13 protein-coding genes are annotated in these 17,647 nt (G+C 72.0%); 11 read left to right on the forward strand and 2 right to left on the reverse strand.

Translation table 11 applies throughout. From position 1 onward, the window contains the following. Positions 1-2 precede the first annotated feature (2 nt). From WME97_RS15150 to WME97_RS15185, 8 genes are all read left to right on the forward strand, one after another. Entirely contained in the window at positions 3-1,442 is a 1,440-nt protein-coding gene (locus WME97_RS15150) for an ABC transporter substrate-binding protein (RefSeq protein ID WP_437552612.1), read from the forward strand. After that, positions 1,439-2,389, forward strand: a complete 951-nt coding sequence (locus WME97_RS15155) for an ABC transporter permease (protein ID WP_437552613.1) — start codon at positions 1,439-1,441, stop codon at positions 2,387-2,389. The genes WME97_RS15150 and WME97_RS15155 overlap by 4 nt, the downstream gene beginning before the upstream one ends. Next, the gene (locus tag WME97_RS15160) at positions 2,386-3,231 is read left to right on the forward strand and encodes an ABC transporter ATP-binding protein (protein ID WP_437552614.1); all 846 of its coding nucleotides are present in this window, start codon (positions 2,386-2,388) and stop codon (positions 3,229-3,231) included. The genes WME97_RS15155 and WME97_RS15160 overlap by 4 nt, the downstream gene beginning before the upstream one ends. Positions 3,232-3,360: 129 nt before the next feature. Next, positions 3,361-3,786 (forward strand): DoxX family protein, encoded by a 426-nt coding sequence (locus WME97_RS15165; RefSeq protein ID WP_437552615.1) that lies wholly within the window; start codon positions 3,361-3,363, stop codon positions 3,784-3,786. A gap of 230 nt (positions 3,787-4,016) precedes the next feature. Then, on the forward strand, positions 4,017-6,398 hold the full coding sequence (locus tag WME97_RS15170; protein WP_437552616.1) for a PAS domain-containing sensor histidine kinase: 2,382 nt from the start codon (positions 4,017-4,019) through the stop codon (positions 6,396-6,398). Between the two features lie 407 nt (positions 6,399-6,805). Further along, a complete protein-coding gene (gene ftsH, locus WME97_RS15175; RefSeq protein ID WP_437552617.1) occupies positions 6,806-8,542 on the forward strand; it encodes an ATP-dependent zinc metalloprotease FtsH in 1,737 nt (578 codons plus the stop codon). A 513-nt stretch (positions 8,543-9,055) separates the two neighbouring features. Further along, positions 9,056-10,192 (forward strand): D-alanine--D-alanine ligase family protein, encoded by a 1,137-nt coding sequence (locus WME97_RS15180; RefSeq protein ID WP_437552618.1) that lies wholly within the window; start codon positions 9,056-9,058, stop codon positions 10,190-10,192. After that, the gene (locus WME97_RS15185) at positions 10,189-11,550 is read left to right on the forward strand and encodes a GNAT family N-acetyltransferase (RefSeq protein WP_437552619.1); all 1,362 of its coding nucleotides are present in this window, start codon (positions 10,189-10,191) and stop codon (positions 11,548-11,550) included. The genes WME97_RS15180 and WME97_RS15185 overlap by 4 nt, the downstream gene beginning before the upstream one ends. 26 nt (positions 11,551-11,576) lie before the next feature. On the opposite strand, the gene WME97_RS15190 is transcribed toward WME97_RS15185, so the two are convergent. After that, on the reverse strand, positions 11,577-12,620 hold the full coding sequence (locus tag WME97_RS15190; protein WP_437552620.1) for a serine/threonine protein kinase: 1,044 nt from the start codon (positions 12,618-12,620) through the stop codon (positions 11,577-11,579). 193 nt (positions 12,621-12,813) lie between these two features. On the opposite strand from WME97_RS15190, the gene WME97_RS15195 reads away from it, so the two are divergent. Together WME97_RS15195 and WME97_RS15200 are read left to right on the forward strand one after the other, a co-directional pair. Beyond that, positions 12,814-13,236, forward strand: a complete 423-nt coding sequence (locus tag WME97_RS15195; RefSeq protein ID WP_437552621.1) for a tellurite resistance TerB family protein — start codon at positions 12,814-12,816, stop codon at positions 13,234-13,236. A gap of 762 nt (positions 13,237-13,998) precedes the next feature. Then, the gene (locus tag WME97_RS15200) at positions 13,999-14,892 is read left to right on the forward strand and encodes a serine/threonine-protein kinase (protein WP_437555395.1); all 894 of its coding nucleotides are present in this window, start codon (positions 13,999-14,001) and stop codon (positions 14,890-14,892) included. Positions 14,893-14,901: 9 nt separating this feature from the next. Here the strand turns inward: WME97_RS15200 and WME97_RS15205 are convergent, their stop codons facing one another. After that, positions 14,902-16,119 carry a hypothetical protein gene (locus WME97_RS15205; protein WP_437552622.1) on the reverse strand — a complete coding sequence of 406 codons (1,218 nt, stop codon included), beginning with the start codon at positions 16,117-16,119 and terminating at the stop codon, positions 14,902-14,904. Between the two features lie 248 nt (positions 16,120-16,367). On the opposite strand from WME97_RS15205, the gene WME97_RS15210 reads away from it, so the two are divergent. Further along, entirely contained in the window at positions 16,368-17,480 is a 1,113-nt protein-coding gene (locus WME97_RS15210; protein WP_437552623.1) for an S-(hydroxymethyl)glutathione dehydrogenase/class III alcohol dehydrogenase, read from the forward strand. Positions 17,481-17,647: the final 167 nt, after the last annotated feature.

Here is a 17,647-nt window from a genome sequence, read left to right on the forward strand (position 1 = left end):
CGATGACCAGGGCACTTCGCGCGCTCGTCTTCCTCACGTTGCTCGCTGCGGTCGTCGCCGGGCTGTCGTGCAAGCCGGAGGCGAAGCAGACGATCCGGATCGCGATCGGGACGCAGGACACGACCATCAATTGCGCCACCGGCGGGCTGCTCATCCGGGAGCTCAAGCTGCTCGAGAAGCACCTGCCGAGGGACGGCAAGTACAAGGACGTCACCTACGAGATCGAGTGGAAGGACTTCACCTCGGGGCCGCCGCTGACGACCGAGATGGTGGCCGAGAAGCTCGATATCGGCGCGATGGCCGACTTCCCCGGCGTGCTGAACGGCGTGGCGTTCCAGAAGCAGGGGAGCCGCAGCCGCTTCATCGCCACGCTCTCCGGCAGCGCGCTGGGGAGCGGCAACGGGATCGTCGTGCCGAGCGACTCCCCCGCTCAGGGCCTGAAGGACCTCAAGGGCAAGCAGATCTCGGTGCCGTTCGGGTCGTCGGCCCACGGCATGCTGCTCCGGGCGATCCGCGATCTCGGCTGGGACCCGGACAAGGACGTGACGCTCGTCTCGCAGTCTCCGGAGGTGGGCGGCTCGTCGCTCAAGGCGAACAAGATCGACGCGCACGCGGATTTCGTCCCGTTCGCTGAGCTGTTCCCCTTCCGCGGCTTCGCCCGGAAGATCTACGACGGCTCCGGCGTGAAGGTGCCGACGGTGCACGGCGTGCTGGTGCGCGAGGCGTACGCGGAGAAATACCCGGAGATCGTCGTTGCCTTCCTCAAGGCGGCGCTCGAGGCCGATCGCCTGTTCGCGGAGGAGCCCGAGAAGTACAGCGAGCTCATCGAGAAGGTGACCGGGGTGGACGCCGAGGTCGCCTACATGTTCCACGGCCCGCTCGGCATCCAGACGCGGGACTTCACGATCAAGCCCGAGGTCCGCCGCGCGCTCCAGGTGGCGGTCGACACGCTCACGCTGCTGAAGCGCACCGACACGACCCTCGATGTCGGCGCGTTCGTGGACGACCGGTACATCCGGCGCGCGGCGGCGGAGCTCGGGCTCGACTACGAGGCGCGGCTCGCGAGCTACGCGAAGCTCCCGCTGTCCGGGAAGGACGCGCTGTCCGGGGAGCCGATCGCCGAGCCGACGCTCGTCGCGCAGATCTGGGTCGCGGGCGAGCCGAAGGTGCGCGCGTACGCCAGCCCGGGCACGGCGCTCGCCGCGCTCGGGCAGCTCACGATCGAGGGCAAGGAGATCCGCGCGGTGTTCGTGCACGATCGCGCGAGCGGGGTGAAGCTCCTGGCCGATCGCGCGTGGTACGCGAGGCGCCCGGACGGCGGCCTGTCGGCGTTCCTGGCGAAGGAGGACGCGGAGCGGTGGGCCGCGGAGAACGGCGCGGCGGTCGTCGACTTCGCGACCCTGCGGGCCGAGCGCGCGAAGCTCACGGCGGCGGCGCCATGACGATGATCTCCGAGCGCAGCGCGCCGGCCGGGGCGGAGCTCGCCGGCGGCGCGGCCTTCGCGCCCGCCCCGGCGAGCGCGGCCTTCACGCCCGCAGCGGCGAGCGCGGCCCGGCGGGGCACGTCGTCCCCCGCGCCGGACGGCGCGCCCCGCGACGGGCGCCCGCGCCGCGACCTCCGCCGCGCCTTCCTGCGCGCCCTGTCCGTGGCGGCGTGCGTCGGCCTCTGGCAGTGGGCGTCGATGACCCGCGCGGATCTCGGCGTCGTCACGTTCCTCAACGTGCCTGCGCCGACCGACGTCCTCGCCGCGGCGCGGGAGCTCTTCGCCTCGCCGAAGCTCTGGCAGCACCTCGGGAACAGCGTGTTCCGCGTCCTCGCTGGGTTCGCCGCCGCGGGCGCCACGGGCGTCGTGCTCGGGCTCCTCATCGGCAGGTCGCGGCTCGCCGAGGACACCCTGCTGCCGCCGCTCGAGATCCTGCGCCCCATCCCCGGCGTCGCCTGGCTCCCGCTCGCGATCCTGATGTTTCCGTCGGCCGAGCTGAGCATGATCTTCATCACGTACATGGGCGCGCTGTTCCCGATCCTGATCGCGACGATCCACGGCGTGGGCGCGCTCGATCCGCGGCTCATCGCGAGCTCCCGCAGCCTGGGCGCGCGCCCGCTCCGCCTGTTCCTCGAGGTGGTCCTGCCGGGCGCGCTGCCGAGCATCGTCACGGGGATGAGCATCGGCATGGGGACGTCCTGGTTCTGCCTCGTGACCGCCGAGATGATCGGGGGGCAGTACGGCATCGGCTACTTCACCTGGGAGTCGTACAACTTGCAGCGCTACCCGGACATCGTCCTCGGCATGCTGCTCATCGGCCTGCTCGGGATGCTCAGCAGCGCGCTCGTCCTGCGGGTCGGCGCGTGGCTCACCCCGTGGCAAGAGCCCCAGGAGAAGGGCCGATGACGCTCGACGCGAACCGCGCGGCGCGCCGGGAGAGCCCGGGGGGCGCCGTGGAGATCCGCGGCCTGTCCGTGGCCCTCGGGACGGGCGCCCGACGCGTCGAGGCGGTGCGCGACCTCGACCTCCGCGTCGAGGGCGGCGAGCTCGTGAGCCTGCTCGGCCCGTCCGGGTGCGGGAAGTCGACGATCCTGAACGCCGTCGCCGGGTACGTGGCGCCGGAGCGCGGCAGCATCGTCGTCGGCGGCGAGCGGGTCGAGGGGCCGGGGCCGGCGCGCGGCATGGTCTTCCAGCAGAGCTCCCTGCTCCCCTGGAAGACGGTGCTGAACAACGTCGGCTTCGGCCTCAAGGTGCGCGGCGTCCCCGAGCGCGAGCGCAGGGAGGCGTCCCGGCGCCTGCTTTCGCTTGTCGGGCTGTCGGGGTTCGAGGACGCCTATCCGGCGCAGCTCTCCGGCGGCATGCAGCAGCGCGTGGAGATCGCGCGCGTGCTGATCACGGAGCCGCGCGTCGTGCTGATGGACGAGCCGTTCAGCGCGCTGGACGCCCAGACCAGGCTCTCGATGCAGGAGCTCTTGCTCGACGTCTTCCGCCAGGTGCGCACGACGGTGATGTTCGTCACGCACGACATCGACGAGGCCATCTTCCTGTCCGACCGCATCGCCCTCATGACCCGCCGCCCCTGCCGCGTCGGCGCGGAGATCGCGGTGCCGTTCGGGAGGCCGAGGACCGCGGCGATCGTGGGCTCCGGCGAGTTCGCGGCGATCAAGCGGCGGTGCCTCGAGGCCCTCCGCGACGAGCGCGCCGCCGCCGCGCACCGCCACGACCTGGAGGCCGAGACAAGCGCGTGAGGCGCGGGCCGGCGCGCCGTGCCAGGGCCGCGGGGGCCCGGCGCCTCGGGTCCGGCGGCTCCGGCCCTCTCGTCGCGCTTGATGTCCCGGACGTTCCTCCTTACTACCGAGCCGAGAGGAGTGTTCCCGATGCTCAAGAGATTCCTGGGGGTGACTGACGTGCCGTTCTCGGCCTCGGTCGGGTTGCTCGCGTTGCGCGTCGTTATCGGCGTCGCGTTCATGTTTCACGGTTGGGGGAAGATCCAGGCCCCCTTCAGCTGGATGGGGCCCACCGCGCCCGTTCCGGGGTTCTTGCAAGGGCTGGCCGCGCTCGCGGAGTTCGGGGGCGGCCTTGCCTGGATCCTCGGCCTCCTGACGCCGCTCGCGTCGCTGGGCCTCGCCGCCACCATGGCCGTCGCGGTCGCGGTTCACGTCGGAAACGGCGATCCGTTCGTCGCGATGGGCGGACCCTCCTACGAGGCGGCGGCGGTCTACCTCGGCATCTCGGTTGCGCTCCTCCTCGTCGGGCCGGGGAGGCTCTCCGTCGACGCGGCGGTCTTCGGGACGAAGCGCTGAGCTCTCGCGCGCGCCCTCGCGCGGTCCGCGCGAGGGCGTCGCCGCTCGCTCTCGCGCGGCCGATCGGAGCCGCGCTGCCCTGCTGCGTCCGGCCGGGCGGAGGATGTCGGCACGCGCTGGAGCGCCCGGATCCATCTGGGTCGGACAGCGTGCGCCGGCCGGTTTGCGCGTTTGAATTGCCCATGTGAAGCCGCGCCGTCCCGACACTATGCTCCGGTCGGGAGGACCCGATGAGAGACGCCGAGGCGATGGCGCCTTCGAGCAGCGCGCGGCGCGGTGTCGTCATCGCAGCGGCCGGCTCGTTCGCCGTTGGGTGCGTGACGCTGCTCGGCTGGTGGATCGGGGCGACCGCGCTCGTCGCCATCGCGGACGGCCTGCCGCGCATGATGCCCAACACCGCCGTCGCCCTCGTCCTGGCGGGGGTGTCGCTCTGGGCGCTCGGCGCGCGAGAGTGTCCGGCGCGTTTACGCCGGCTGGGACATGCGTGCGCCGCCGTCGTCCTCGCGCTCGGCCTCGTGGTCCTCGCGCAGTACATCTTCGCCTGGGATCTCGGCATCGATCGCGTGCTGTTCGCGGGGAGCGTGGATTTCCCGAGCAAGTTCCCGGGCAGGCCCCCGCCGAACGCCGCGCTCTGCTGCGTCCTGATCGGCTTTTCGCTCCTCTCGCTGCGCGTGAAGACGCGGCGAGCATGCCTGTTCTCGGAATGGAGCGCGCTCCTGGCCGCGGCGCTCGCGCTGACGGCGCTGACCGGCTACGTGTTCGGCGTCGGCTACTTCTATGGGCTGCCGCCGCTATTTCCGTTCACGGGCATGGCGCTCCACGCGGCGATCGCGTTCCTCGCCCTCTGCGCCGGGCTCCTCATGGCGCGGCCCGATTGCACGACGTTCGCCACGCTGACGGCCAGCCGGTCCGGAGGCATCCTGCTGCGGCGCTTCCTGCCCTACGTCGTCCTCGTTCCGCTCGTGATCGGCCGCCTCTTCCTGTTCGGCGCGGATCGCGGGGCATACCCCATCACGGCGTCGTTATCGCTCGCCTCCGCCATCACGACGCTCCTGCTCGGGGCCATGCTCTGGGTCAGCGCGGCGCGCATGAACCTCCTCGACGAGGCGCGGCAGCGCGCCGAGGAGGCGCGCGCCTTCCTCGCCACCGTCGCGCAGGCCTCGGACGACGCCGTGATCGGCACCTCGCTCGACGGGACCATCCTGACCTGGAACCCGGCGGCGGAGCGCCTTTACGGCTACTGCGTCTGCGAGGCGATCGGGAAGAAGCTGCCCCTTTTGTGCCTGCCCGAGCGCGCCGCCGAGGCAGAGGCCGTCCTCGCGCGCCTGCGCCGCGGCGAGCGCGTCGAGCGCTTCGAGGCCGTGAGCCGGACCAAGGACGGGAAGAGCATCGACATCGAGGTCACGGTGTCGTCGATCGTGGACGCGTCGGGGCGCGTCACCGGCATCTCGACGATCTGCCGCGACATCGGGCGCCGCAAGGCGATGGAGGCCGAGGTCTCGAGAGCGCACGAGGCGGAGCGGCGCATCCGCTCGCAGCTCGAGGCGGTCATCGAGCAGCTGCCTGAAGCGGCGATCCTGGTCGACGCCAAGGGGCGGCTCATCAGCTGCAACAAGCTCGCGCTCCAGTACGCGTCGAGCGTCGAGGACGATCCCGATCGCTGGGGCAACCGGCTGTATTTCGAGCACAGGACGCCGGCGGGAGAGCCCCTCGTCTGGGACGAGCGCCCGCTGATCCGGGCCCTTGAGCGCGGGGAGGCCGTGACGGGCGTCGAAGCGCTCTTGCGGCGCGCCGACCGGGGCCTCGTCCCGGTGCTGGTCAACGCGGCTCAGGTGCGCTCGAACGACGGTGAGCTCCAGGGCGCCGTCGCCGTCTTTCATGACATCTCGGCGTTCAAGGAGCTGGAGCGGCAGCGCCAGGAGTGGATCGGCGTCATCGCTCACGATCTCCGCCAGCCCATCCAGGTGATCGCGACCGCGAGCCAGCTCCTGGGTCGCGCGGCCGGCGAGCGGCCCGTCGCGGACTGCCGGAAACAGCTCGACAGGATCACCTCGTCCATCGAGCGGCTGCGCCGCATGATCGACGACCTCCTCGACGCGTCGCGGATCGAGGCGCGGCAGCTCACGCTCGATCGTTCTCCGGTCAATCTGCGCGCGCAGCTCGGCGAGATCCTCGAGAAGTCGGCCGATGTGACCGCGGGTCACGCCCTGCGCCTGGAGGTGAGGGGCGATGTGCCTGCCGTCCTGGCGGACCCAGGGCGGCTCGAGCAGATCGTCACCAACCTGCTCTCCAACGCGGCCAAGTACGGTCGGCCGGAGGGCGACATCGTGGTCGCGGTCGACGCCGGGCCGGGCAGCGCGCACGTCGCGGTGACCAACTGGGGCGGCGGTATCCCGGAGGCGTCGCTCCCGCACCTGTTCAAGCGCTTCTGGCGCGCGCCCGACGCCGCTCCGCGCAGCGTCCGCGGCGTCGGTCTCGGCCTCTACATCACGAAGGGCCTCGTGGAGGCCCACGGGGGCAGCATCTCCGTCGAGAGCAGCCCCGGCGGCGCGACGACATTCCGCTTCTCGCTGCCGTTCGCGCCCGATACCGCGCGAGCCGTCGGGGCGTAGCGCGCAGACAGCCCCTCTCTACCCCTCTCTGCCCCTCGCTCCTGGTTCCTGCTCCACCGGCGACCCCATCCCGAGAAGCGGGCTTTCAGGCGAGCTCGTCAATTCGCCATCGGCGAGCTCGTCGATGGGTCGTCCCAATCCTCCCAAGATGGCAGAGACGTTTATCCCGTCGCTGTCCGTTCTCCGTAGTCAATTTTGCGGTGCTGCCATCCTTTCGCAGGTTTCTACGGCTCAGATCGTCAGAATGATTGCAGAAGGAACTTCCTGAGGTTCGTATCCTTGCTACACCTGAGATCCGCTCCGGCCCGACGCCGGAGCAGTAAGGTGGCGCAGCAGTGAATTCCTGGTTCTTGCAGGTGAGTAAGCGGCTGGGGCCCGCGGGGCGCCGGCTTTGGGTGCTTGGGTTCATGGGGGTGGTGCTTGCGGTCACGCTCGGGCTCGCCCTGCGCGCGGCGGGCGAGTCGTCTACGCAGCGTACGGCGACGTACACCGAGCTCCTCCAGATCGCGCAGGCGGGGCAGGCGACCGCGGTCGAGGTGAGCGGGGATCGTTTCCTCGTGCGTCAGGCGGGCGGCGCCGCGGTGACGGCCGTCGTCGACGAGCCGACGCTCCGGCAGGAGCTGGTCTCCCGGTTCGCGGGCGCCGGCGCCTCTGTCGACTTCGCCTCCCGGGAGGATCCGTCGCGCGCCGCGTCCGCGGTGCTCCCGGTGGTCGTGCTGGCCGCGGTCGGCTTCGCGCTCTTCACGGTGAGCCGGCGGCGCAGCCCGAAGGTCTTCTCCGACGTGAAGGCCGGGGCGGCGCGGGCGGCGGTGCGCTTCGCCGACGTCGCGGGGATGCACGAGGTCAAGCAGGAGCTCGCCGAGACGGTCGAGTTCCTGAAGAGCCCCGATCGCTTCGCGCGCCTCGGCGGCCGCCCGCCGCGCGGCGTGCTGCTGACGGGCGAGCCCGGGACCGGCAAGACGCTGCTCGCGCGCGCCGTCGCGTGCGAGGCGGGCGTGCGGTTCCTCTCGGCGTCGGGGTCGAGCTTCCAGGAGATGTTCGTCGGCGTGGGCGCCTCCCGCGTCCGCGCGCTCTTCGCCGAGGCGCGCAAGTCCGCGCCGTGCATCGTCTTCATCGACGAGATCGACGCCGTGGGGCGGGCTCGCGCGAAGGGGCACGGCGACTCCGCCTCCGCGGAGCACGACCAGACCTTGAACCAGCTGCTCGTCGAGATGGACGGGTTCGACCACGAGACCGGCATCGTGGTCATCGCGTCGACCAACCGCGCCGACATGCTCGACCCGGCGCTGCTCCGGCCGGGGCGCTTCGACCGCAAGGTCACCGTGCCGCTCCCCGACGTGCGCGGCCGCGAGGAGATCCTCAACGTCCACGCCGGGCCGATCCCGCTCCAGGGGGAGGTCGATCTCAGCTACATCGCCCGCGGCACGCCGGGCTTCTCGGGCGCCGACCTGGCCAACCTCCTGAACGAGGCGGCCATCCTCGCGGCCCGCGAGGGCGCCGACGCCGTGGACCCGACGCACATCGACCGCGCGCGCGACCGGGTGCTCATGGGGCTCGAGCGCAAGGGGGTGCTCGTCGACGAGGACGAGCGTTATGCGACTGCCGTCCACGAGGCCGGGCACGTCGCGGTCGGGCTCATCGCGCCGAGCTGCGATCCCGTGCACAAGGTGTCGATCCTGCCGCGGGGCCGCGCGCTCGGCGTGACCCAGGCGCTGCCCGAGAAGGATCGGCTGATGTACCGGAAAGAGTACCTCGAGGATCAGATCTGCATGCTGATGGGCGGCCGCGCCGCCGAGATGGTCGTCCTCGGGACGATGACGGCGGGCGCCTCGGACGACATCCAGCGCGCCTCGACGATCGCGTGGAAGATGGTCGCGGAGCTCGGCATGAGCCACCTCGGCCCCATCTGCGTCGGCGACGGGCACCCCTCGCGGAGCCCGGCCCTGCTCGACCGGGTCGACGAGACGGCGCGGGCGCTCACGGAAGCGCAGCTCTCGCGCGCCATCGAGATCGTGAGGTCCCGGCGCGGCGAGATCGAGGCGCTCGTCAGGGCGCTCCTCGAGAAGGAGACGCTCGGCATGGACGAGATCCAGGCCTGTTTCCCGGCCGATCGCAGGCCGCGCCCCGAAGGCCAGGCCGCCTGACCGGAGGAGGCTCGAGGACGCCGGAAAGGGAAGTCCTTTTCAGGCGTCCTCGGCGGCAGGCCGCCCGCTCGCCGCGCGCGCGTCCGGCGCTCTCCGCTCTCACCGGCTCGCCCGCCGGACTCGACTCTTCCCCCTGCAGCCCAGCCGTCTCCTCTCGTCTCCGACGCTCCCGCGCGTGTGGCTGGCGTGTGAAGAGCCTGTTGTCCGAGATACGTTGTGCTCGGAAAGCTCGCTTCCCGGCCGCGCGTGTCGGATCCGATCCCGGCGCGGGGCTTTGAGCCGCGGCGCGTCGCGCCTTCCTTTCCGTCCGGAGAGGTCAAATCTCCCCTTGCGATTGCCGGGCAAGCTGGTGAAGTGTGGCCACTTGCATGCATGGATTCTGTTTCGTTCGCGTGTCTCTCGACAGGGCACCCTCTCCGTGTTCGCCGATGGCCAGGCCTCTCACGGGCCGCTCCCTGAGCCCGGCGCGGCCGTCGCGGGCTCTCCTGCCCCGCGTCGGTTCGGAGGCGTGCGGTGCCTGAGCCTCGGATACTGATCCTGTCGAACAGAGATCCGGAGGAAGTCGTCGACGAGCCGCCACTCGCGCAGCGGGTGGGGAGCGGGCGGCTCCGGCTCGGTCGCGAGGATGGCAGCGCGGTGGTCGCGGAGAGCGTGCTCGCGGCCCTCGCCGCGGCCCCGGGCGTGCGCGTGGCGCACCGGCCTGTGCTCCGGCCGAGCGAGGTGCTCGCGGCCATCGGCGACCATCGCCCGGACGTGATCTTCAACCTGTGCGAGGCGCTCGACGGCGACAGCCGCCACGAGGTCATGTGCGCGTGGCTGCTCGCGGGGCTCGATCTCCGCTTCACGGGCAGCGATCACGTCGCGCTCCGGAGCTGCCTGCACAAGGCCGAGGCGAACCGGATCCTCGCGCGCGCCGGCGTGCGCGTGCCGGCGACGGTGCGGGTCGAAGGCCCGGATCGCATCCCGGAGGTCGCGTTCCCGGTCATCGTCAAGCCGGAGCGCGAGGACGGCTCGATGGGCATCGATCGTGGCTCGGTCGTCCACGATCGCAGGGCGCTCCGCGACCAGGTCGCCGCGGTCGTCGCGCAGTGCCGCCAGCCGGTGGTGGTGCAGCGTTACGTGCACGGGCGGGAGATCTCGGTCTCGCTGCTCGGGTGGCCGACGCCGCGCGTGCTGCCGCCCGGCGAGATCACGTTTCAGGGCCTGCCCGAGGGGCACCCGCACGTGGTCACGTACGAGTCGAAGTGGCGCCCGGAGACCGCCGCGTCGATCGGGACGCCCTCCTCGGCGGCGGTGCTGCGGCCGCTCGATCTGCGCCGGGTCGTCGCCGTGGGCCGCCGCGCGTTCGAGGTGCTCGGGCTGCGCGACTACGGCCGCGTCGACGTGCGGCTCGACGAGCGCGGCACGCCGCACGTCATCGACGTCAACCCGAACTGCGATCTCTCGCCGGACGCCGGCTTCGCGCGGGCGGCGGCGCGCGCCGGCCTGTCGTACGCCGACGTCGTCTGGGAGATCCTCCGCGCGGCGCTCGCCCGCGGCGCGCGCCACGACGACCTGCTCCGCGCGCGGGGCCGCGCGCCGGCGCGCGGCCGCGCCGCGGCGCGCTCCGCTGCCCGCGGCGCCCTCGCCGCCGCGCCCGAGGCGCCGTGATCACCCAGCGCGGCCTCCGCGCGGAAGATCGGCCGCTCATCGCCGCGCTGCTCGATTCGGTCCCGGCGTTCACCGACGACGAGCGCGCGGTGGCGCTGGAGCTCGTCGACGTGACGCTCGGCCAGCCTTCGACGGACGGTTATGGCTACCGGTTCGTGCTGAGCTTCCTGGGCGCCCCGGGCGGCGACGGGGCGCCGCGGCTCCTCGGGTATCTCTGCTACGGCCGCACGCCGATGACGCAGTCCACGTACGATCTGTACTGGATCGCGACCTCGCCCGATTTCGCCCGGTCGGGGGTGGCGCGGGGGCTCGTGGCCACGATGGAGAGCGAGATCGCGCGCGAGGGCGGCGGCCTCGTGCGCGTGGAGACGGGCAGCCGGGAGGGGCACGGCGCGGCGGTGCGCTTCTACGACGCGGTGCAGTTCACGCGGGCCGCGGTCCTCGCCGACTTCTACGCGCCGGGCGACGATCTCATGATCTACACGAGGCGGGTCGCCCCGGCGCGCGCCTCGGCGGCGCCCTCGGCCGGCGAGGCGCCGGCGCGCGTCGACGCGCCCGCACGCGGCGACACGCCGCCGGGCGAGCCTGCGCTCTACGACGCGGCGTTCGGCTACCGCGACTACGCCGCCGAGCGCGACTTCCTGCTCGCGTGCGCGCGCCGCTTCGGCGGCCGCCCGGTGCAGCGCGTCCTCTCGTGGGCCTGCGGGCCCGCGCGGCACCTGGAGGCCTTCGCGGAGCTCGGCGTCGGCTGCGCCGGCGCGGACGGCTCCGCGGCGATGATCGCCTTCGCGGAGCGCGCCGCGGGCGCCCGCGGCGCCGGGGCGTGCATCCGCTTCTCGTGCGCGGAGCTCGACGAGCGCCCGGACGTCGCGCCGGTCGATCTCTCGTTCGTGCCGCTCTCGGCGATCCACCAGCTGGCCACGCCGGCGGCGCTCGAGCGCCACCTCCGGCTCGCCGCCTCGCTGCTCCTGCCGGGCGGCGTCCACGTCATCGAGGCGACCCACCCCGCCGATCTCACGCCGTCCGGCGTGAACAGGACGGAGTGGACCGAGCTGCGCGGCGAGCAGTCGATCGACGCGCGGTTCCGCATCCACATCGAGCGGTCGACGCCCGATCGCGTGGTGCCCGTGACCCTCGAGGTGGTGTGCTCGGCCCGGCGCAACGGCGGCGCGCCGAGGGAGCTCTCGTCGATCCGGCAGGAGGCGACGTGGTACGTCCCGGACCTCGCCGGGTGGCGGCGCGTCGCGGAGCGGGTGCCGGAGCTCTCGCTGGTGGCGACGCTCGGCGACTTCAACGTCGACGTGCCGTTCGAGCACGCCGCGGCGTGGCGGCTGATCCTGGTGCTGAAGCGCCTCTGATCGATCGAAGCCGCGCGCGGCCGCGATCAGTTCATATCCCAGAAGTACTTGCCCCCGCTCGGCGGCGGCTCGTCCGCGCCGCCGCCGGGGCCGCCCGCGTCTCCGTCGCGCGTCAGCTGGAGCACCTCCTCGAGCGAGCTCGCCTCCTCGCGCCAGTACACCTCCGTGCCGAAGTGCGGAAAGGTCCTCGGGAAGATGGGGTCGTGCCATCGCCGCGCGATCCATGCCGCGTAGTGGATCATGCGGAGCCCTCGGAGCGGCTCGATCAGCCCGAGGGTCGAGCGGTCGAAGCGGCGGAGCTCCTCGTAGCCCTCGATGAAGAGCTCGCGCTGCTGCCGGGCGGCCTCGTCGCGGCCGGGGAGGAGGAGCCACAGGTCCTGCACGGCGGGGCCGACGACCATGTCGTCGAAGTCGAGCACGCGGAGCGCGCCGTCGCGCAGGAGCAGGTTGCCGGGGTGCAGATCGCCGTGGATGCGGTGCACGTCGACGCCGCGCAGGCGCTCCTCGGCCGCGTCCGCGACGGCGCGCGCGGCCGCGAGGTACCGCCGCTCGACGGCCGCGGGGATGAGCTTGCGCTCGACGAGCCAGCCGAGGTTCTCGCGCGCGTAGGTGTCGGCGGAGAGCCGGACGCGGTGCTCGGCGGCGCTGGCCGCGCCCACGTTGTGGATGCGGGCGGCGAGCCTGCCGAGGCGCACGAACAGCTCGTCGCCGAGCTCGTCGGGGGCGCGGCCTCCCATGCGCTCGAAGAGGCAGTACGGGATGTGGTCGATCTGCTTGAGCGTCTCGCCGTCGGGGAACGGGCGCGTCGGGCAGACGGGGATCTCGGCGTCCGCGAGCTCCGCGAGGAACCGGTGCTCCTCGAGGATCTGCTCCCGCGTCCAGCGCCCCGGCCGGTAGAACTTGGCGATGACGCGGGTGCGATCCTCGCGCTCGACCTCGTAGACGCGGTTCTCGAACGAGTTCAGCGGGTAGCAGACGCGGTTGCAGTGGACGCCCGCGGCCTCGACGGCCTCGATCACCTTGTGCGGCGTCAGCGACAGGAAGAGGTCGGTCGGGGTGGTGGTGCTCATGGTGGGGAGAGTTGAGCACCGACCGGCGTCGCGCTCGACGAGAACTTTCGCCGCGCGCTGCCGGAGGCCGTTGCCGCGCGGCGAGCGTGGTCACCGAGCGGCGAGCGTCGTTACCGAGCGGCGAGCGCCATTACCGGGCGGGCCCAGGGGCGCTGTGTCAAGCGCGGCCGTGATACGCTATCCTGAGGACCGCATGATGGAAGAAACGCAGCTTTCGTTTCGCCACCTCGAGCTCAACAGGCTCGAGGCGATGGTCGAGATCATGTTCCTCGCCGCATACGCTGACGGGTCCATCAACGAGGCCGAGCGCGTCGAGCTCGCGCGGCACGTGGCGGCCATGAGCGACGGGCGCCTCGGGGCCGACCTCGTCGAGTCGCTCATCTCCATCATCGAGCGCTCGGTGCGCGACGAGGGCAGGAGCGGCCGCTTCGCGGCGCTTCGCGTCCGCCTGCCCGACGTGCGGATGCGCGAGGCTGCGATCGAGCTGGCCGTCCGCCTCGTGGCCGCCGACGGCGTGATCCACGAGAGCGAGCACGCGCTGCTCGTCGAGGCGGCCACGGCCCTCGAGGTGCCGATCGCGTTCAAGGGGCGCGTCGTGCCCGGCTCGGCCCGCTGAGCGGCGCGAGGGGCGACCGCGCCGCGGCGATCCCGGCGCGCGCCCCGGCGGGGGGCCTCGCTGGCTATCGGGCGATCCTGACCGACATCCGCTGTCGATGTACCCGTCGAGCGCCGGTGTGGCGCGCAGGGAATGCGTCGTGCGACGACCGTTGCGCCGACGGATCCGTCGCGCGCGCGTCCCGGGACCGCGCCGGCGGACGACGCGCCGCGGCTGCGGACGACGCGCGCGCCGGTCGCGGCGGACGGCGCGCAGCCCCCGGGGCGAGTCGATGGCCGCGGGCGCCGGATCTGATGCCTCCACACCGCAATCCGGCGCCGCGGCGGGCGGGAAAGAGGCGGAGCTGCGGCGATTTCCATCGGCCTGCTCCTTGCAGCACACGTGGGCAAGGACATGGACAGCCACCGAACTGACAGCTCCACGACGCCACATGGCGGCTCGATGGATCCCGCGTCGAATCGATCCCGCCCCCCCAGCGGGGGCCGAGCCTCTCAGCGTGCGTACCGCTCGCCGCGGTCTCCGCGCTGGCCCGCATCTCACCGCCCTCCGTTCGAGCCCGTCGACCTCCGGACATCGGGCCGCCTGTCGAGGCCGTCCGGCTCGGCCTTCCGTCAGGGCGGGGACGTCGCGCCGCTGGAGACGCCGAGCGACGCTCCGGCCACCCCGGCGAGCGTACCGCCCGCCACGCTGCGGACCGGTCTTGCCGGCGCGCCCCCCGCCGCCGCCCGGGCGGTTCCTGCGAACGACCCGTGCTCCGCCGCGCTGCGGCGCTACGCCCCAGGCGACGTCCTCGGGGGGCGCTATCGCCTCACAGAGCTCCTCGGAGAGGGCAGCATGGGCGCCGTGTGGAAGGCGCGGAATCTCTCCCTGAGCCTCGATGTCGCGCTGAAGCTCATCCGTCGCGACTGCGCCGTCCCCGAGGCCGCCTCGCGGCTGATCCGGGAGGCACAGGCGACGGCGCGGGTGTCGCACCGCGCCACGGTGCGGATCTTCGATCTCTGCTTCACGGAGGAGGGAGAGCCGTTCGCGGTGATGGAGCTCCTCCAGGGCCGGTCGCTCGCCCAGGCGCTCGCCGAGTCGGGCCCGATGTCGCCCATCTCCGCGGTCCAGCTGCTCCTTCCCGTGATCGGAGCGCTCGGCGCGGCGCACGGCGCGGGGGTCGTGCACCGGGACGTGAAGCCGGCGAACATCGTCCTCGTGCGCGAGGGCCGCCGCACGGTCCCCAAGCTCATCGACTTCGGGATCGCGTTCACCGCGGAGCGCCCGGCGGGCGACGAGCGGAAGGAATCGCTGGTCGGGAGCCCGGCCTACATGGCCCCCGAGCAGGTCCGCGGCGGGCAGGAGTCGGACGCGCGCGCCGACGTGTGGAGCGCGTGCGTCGTGCTCTACGAGCTCGTGAGCAGCCGTCGCCCGTTCGGCGGCCCGAGCAGCATTTCCATCGTGCACGACGTGCTGCGCGCCGCCCCGCCGCGCCCGGAGGCCCTCGAGCTGCACCCGCGGCTCTGGGAGATCATCGAGCGCGGCCTGGCCAAGGACCCTGATGGGCGCTTCACGACCATGGCCGCGCTCGGCCGCGCGCTGGCCCAGTGGGCGATCGCGGCCGGGGTCGCCCACGACGTGACGGGCGCGTCCCTCGTCGACTACTGGCTGTCGTGAGAGGGGCTCTCAGTACGTCACGCCGCAGCCCTTCGCGTCGGCGAAGGCCTTGATCGTCTCGAGCTCGGCCGTCGTCGCGTCGCTGTAGGCCCAGCTGATCGCGCCCGCGTATCCCTGGCTATACCAGCTCTCCAGGAGCGTCGGCAAAGCGGCCGTCGCCAGGCCGGCGATCGGGAAATCCCCCATGATGACGGGCTTGTCCGTGATGCCGTAGTCCTTGGGCGACTGGTTGTAGGGCCAGTACAGGTTGACCCGGTCGTTGATATGAAAGGTGTAGAAATCGACGTCGGTGTCTCGCCAGGACCGCGCCCACTTCATCGACGCCGAGCCGATCGTGACGAGCGCCGTGCTCTCCGCGCGCAGCGCCCGGATGGCCTCGCCGAGGAACGCCGCCATCTGCGCGTGCTCGATCGGATCCACCTGGGCGTCGGGCTCGTAGCGAGGGCCGTCGTCCGTGCTCGGTCCGGTCATGGCCAGCTCGGGCTCGTTGATCACGTCCCACGCGACCATCCGGTGCCGGTAGGGGCTCTGCGCGACGGCCCTGGCGATCGGCCGGACGACCTTGTCTATCAGCTTCGCGCGCCGCTTTGCATCCTTCACGATGGGGGTGATACCGACGGTCTTCACGTCGGCGTCGATCCGCGTCGGGTGGAAGTTGTCGAAGGAGAACAGGCAGAACACCAGGTTGACGTCCGCCTCCTCGGCGAGCTCGAGCGCCTTCTGGACGTCGCGCCGCGTCGTCCCGCCGAGGCCGGTCGGGTTCTCGCTCGTGTCGAAGACGACGCTCTCGCCCCGGATCTCCGGCAGCATCCACCACCGCACGACGCTCGCCCCGTGAGCACGGATGTCGGCGAGGTTCTTCGCGTGCGTCTCCGCCTCGGCCGCGACGCCGCGCTTGTCCCACGCGGCGATGCCGCCGAAGTCACCGGCGAAGTTGTGCCACGCATAGTTCATTCCGAACATGAAGCGCTTCTTGCAGCCGATCGTGATACCAGCGCTCTCAGCGGGGCACTCATCGACACACTCCATGCTGTCGATCGGCGCGCCTCCCTGTCCTCCGTGGCCACCCTCGGAGGAAGCGCCCTCGCCGCCGCCGCCGCCGGCGCCGCCACCGCCCTTGCCGGCCGCCCCGCCAGCAGGCGGGCTCTCGCCGGTGCAGGCGACGAGGACCAGCGCGGCTGTTGCGATGAGCGCGCGGAGACCCGGTGGGCAACGGAGTGTGTTCATAAGGACAGCAGGGTGATCGTACGCGTGCTGTCACGCGAACGCCATCCTCGGGTGGCGGCGCGGGCAGCGAGCGGGCTGCGCGACGCGGGCAGGAAGGGCGGCGCAATGCGGGCAGGCTGGACGGCGGGCGAGGCGGGGCGGCGCCGGCGGGGTTCCCCTTGAAACCTGCTTCCCCGCCCGGCTATGGGAGGGGTTCGGGCGCCGCTCGGGCCCCGAACGCCCCGCTTGCGGGAGGAGAACCACCGATCATGAAAGCGCGCGCAGCCGTGGCCCACAGGGCCGGCGAGAAGCTGACGGTCGAGGACGTCCAGGTGGAGGGCCCTCGCGAGGGCGAGGTCCTCATCGAGATCAAGGCAACGGGCGTCTGTCACACCGACGCTTACACGCTCTCAGGAAAGGATCCGGAGGGGCTCTTCCCCGCGATCCTCGGCCATGAGGGCGCGGGCGTCGTCGTCGACGTCGGGCCGTCCGTGAAGAGCCTCAAGAAAGGCGATCACGTGATTCCCCTCTACACGCCCGAGTGCCGGCAGTGCTCTTATTGCACGAGCGGAAAAACCAACCTCTGCCAGGCCATCCGCGCCACGCAGGGGCGCGGGCTCATGCCGGACGGAACGAGCCGCTTCTCGATCGGCAAGGAGCGGATTCACCATTACATGGGCACGTCGACCTTCTCGAGCTTCACCGTCCTGCCCGAGATCGCCGTCGCCAAGATCCGCGAGGACGCGCCGTTCGACAAGGTCTGTTATATCGGCTGCGGCGTGACGACGGGTATCGGCGCCGTCATCAACACCGCGCAGGTGAAGCCCGGCGACAACGTCGTGGTCTTCGGCCTCGGCGGCATCGGGCTCAACGTGATCCAGGGCGCCCGGATGGCCGGCGCCGACATCATCGTGGGCGTCGACATCAACCCGAAGCGCCGCGAGCTGGCCGAGAGGTTCGGCATGACCCACTTCGTCAACCCGAGCGAGGTGGCGGGGGATCTCGTGCCCTACCTCGTCGATCTGACCCGGGGCGGCGCCGATTTCAGCTTCGAGTGCATCGGCAACGTCAAGGTGATGCGCCAGGCGCTCGAGTGCTGCCACAAGGGCTGGGGAACGAGCATCATCATCGGCGTCGCGGGGGCCGGCGAGGAGATCGCCACGCGCCCCTTCCAGCTCGTCACCGGGCGCGTCTGGAAGGGCACCGCGTTCGGCGGCGCCAAGGGGCGCACCGACGTTCCCAAGATCGTCGACTGGTACATGGAGGGCAAGATCAAGATCGACGAGCTGATCACCCACACGATGCCGCTCGACGACATCAACCGCTCCTTCGACCTCATGCACGAAGGCGAGTCGATCCGCAGCGTCGTGCTCTTCTCCTGAAGCGGAGCGGCGCTCGACGCCGGCCGCCTTGCGCGTGACCGCAGGGGCGGACGAGCGCACTAGGCCGCTCAACGCGCGGGCCTGGCGCGCGCCGAGCGCGGCGCGTGCGTCATGCCCGCGCGCCATGCCCGCGCGACAGCCTGCTCTTCGGGGCGCATGTCGGTGCC

The sequence above is a fragment of the Sorangium sp. So ce367 genome (assembly GCF_051520455.1).
Lineage (GTDB): Bacteria > Myxococcota_A > Polyangia > Polyangiales > Polyangiaceae > Sorangium > Sorangium cellulosum_B.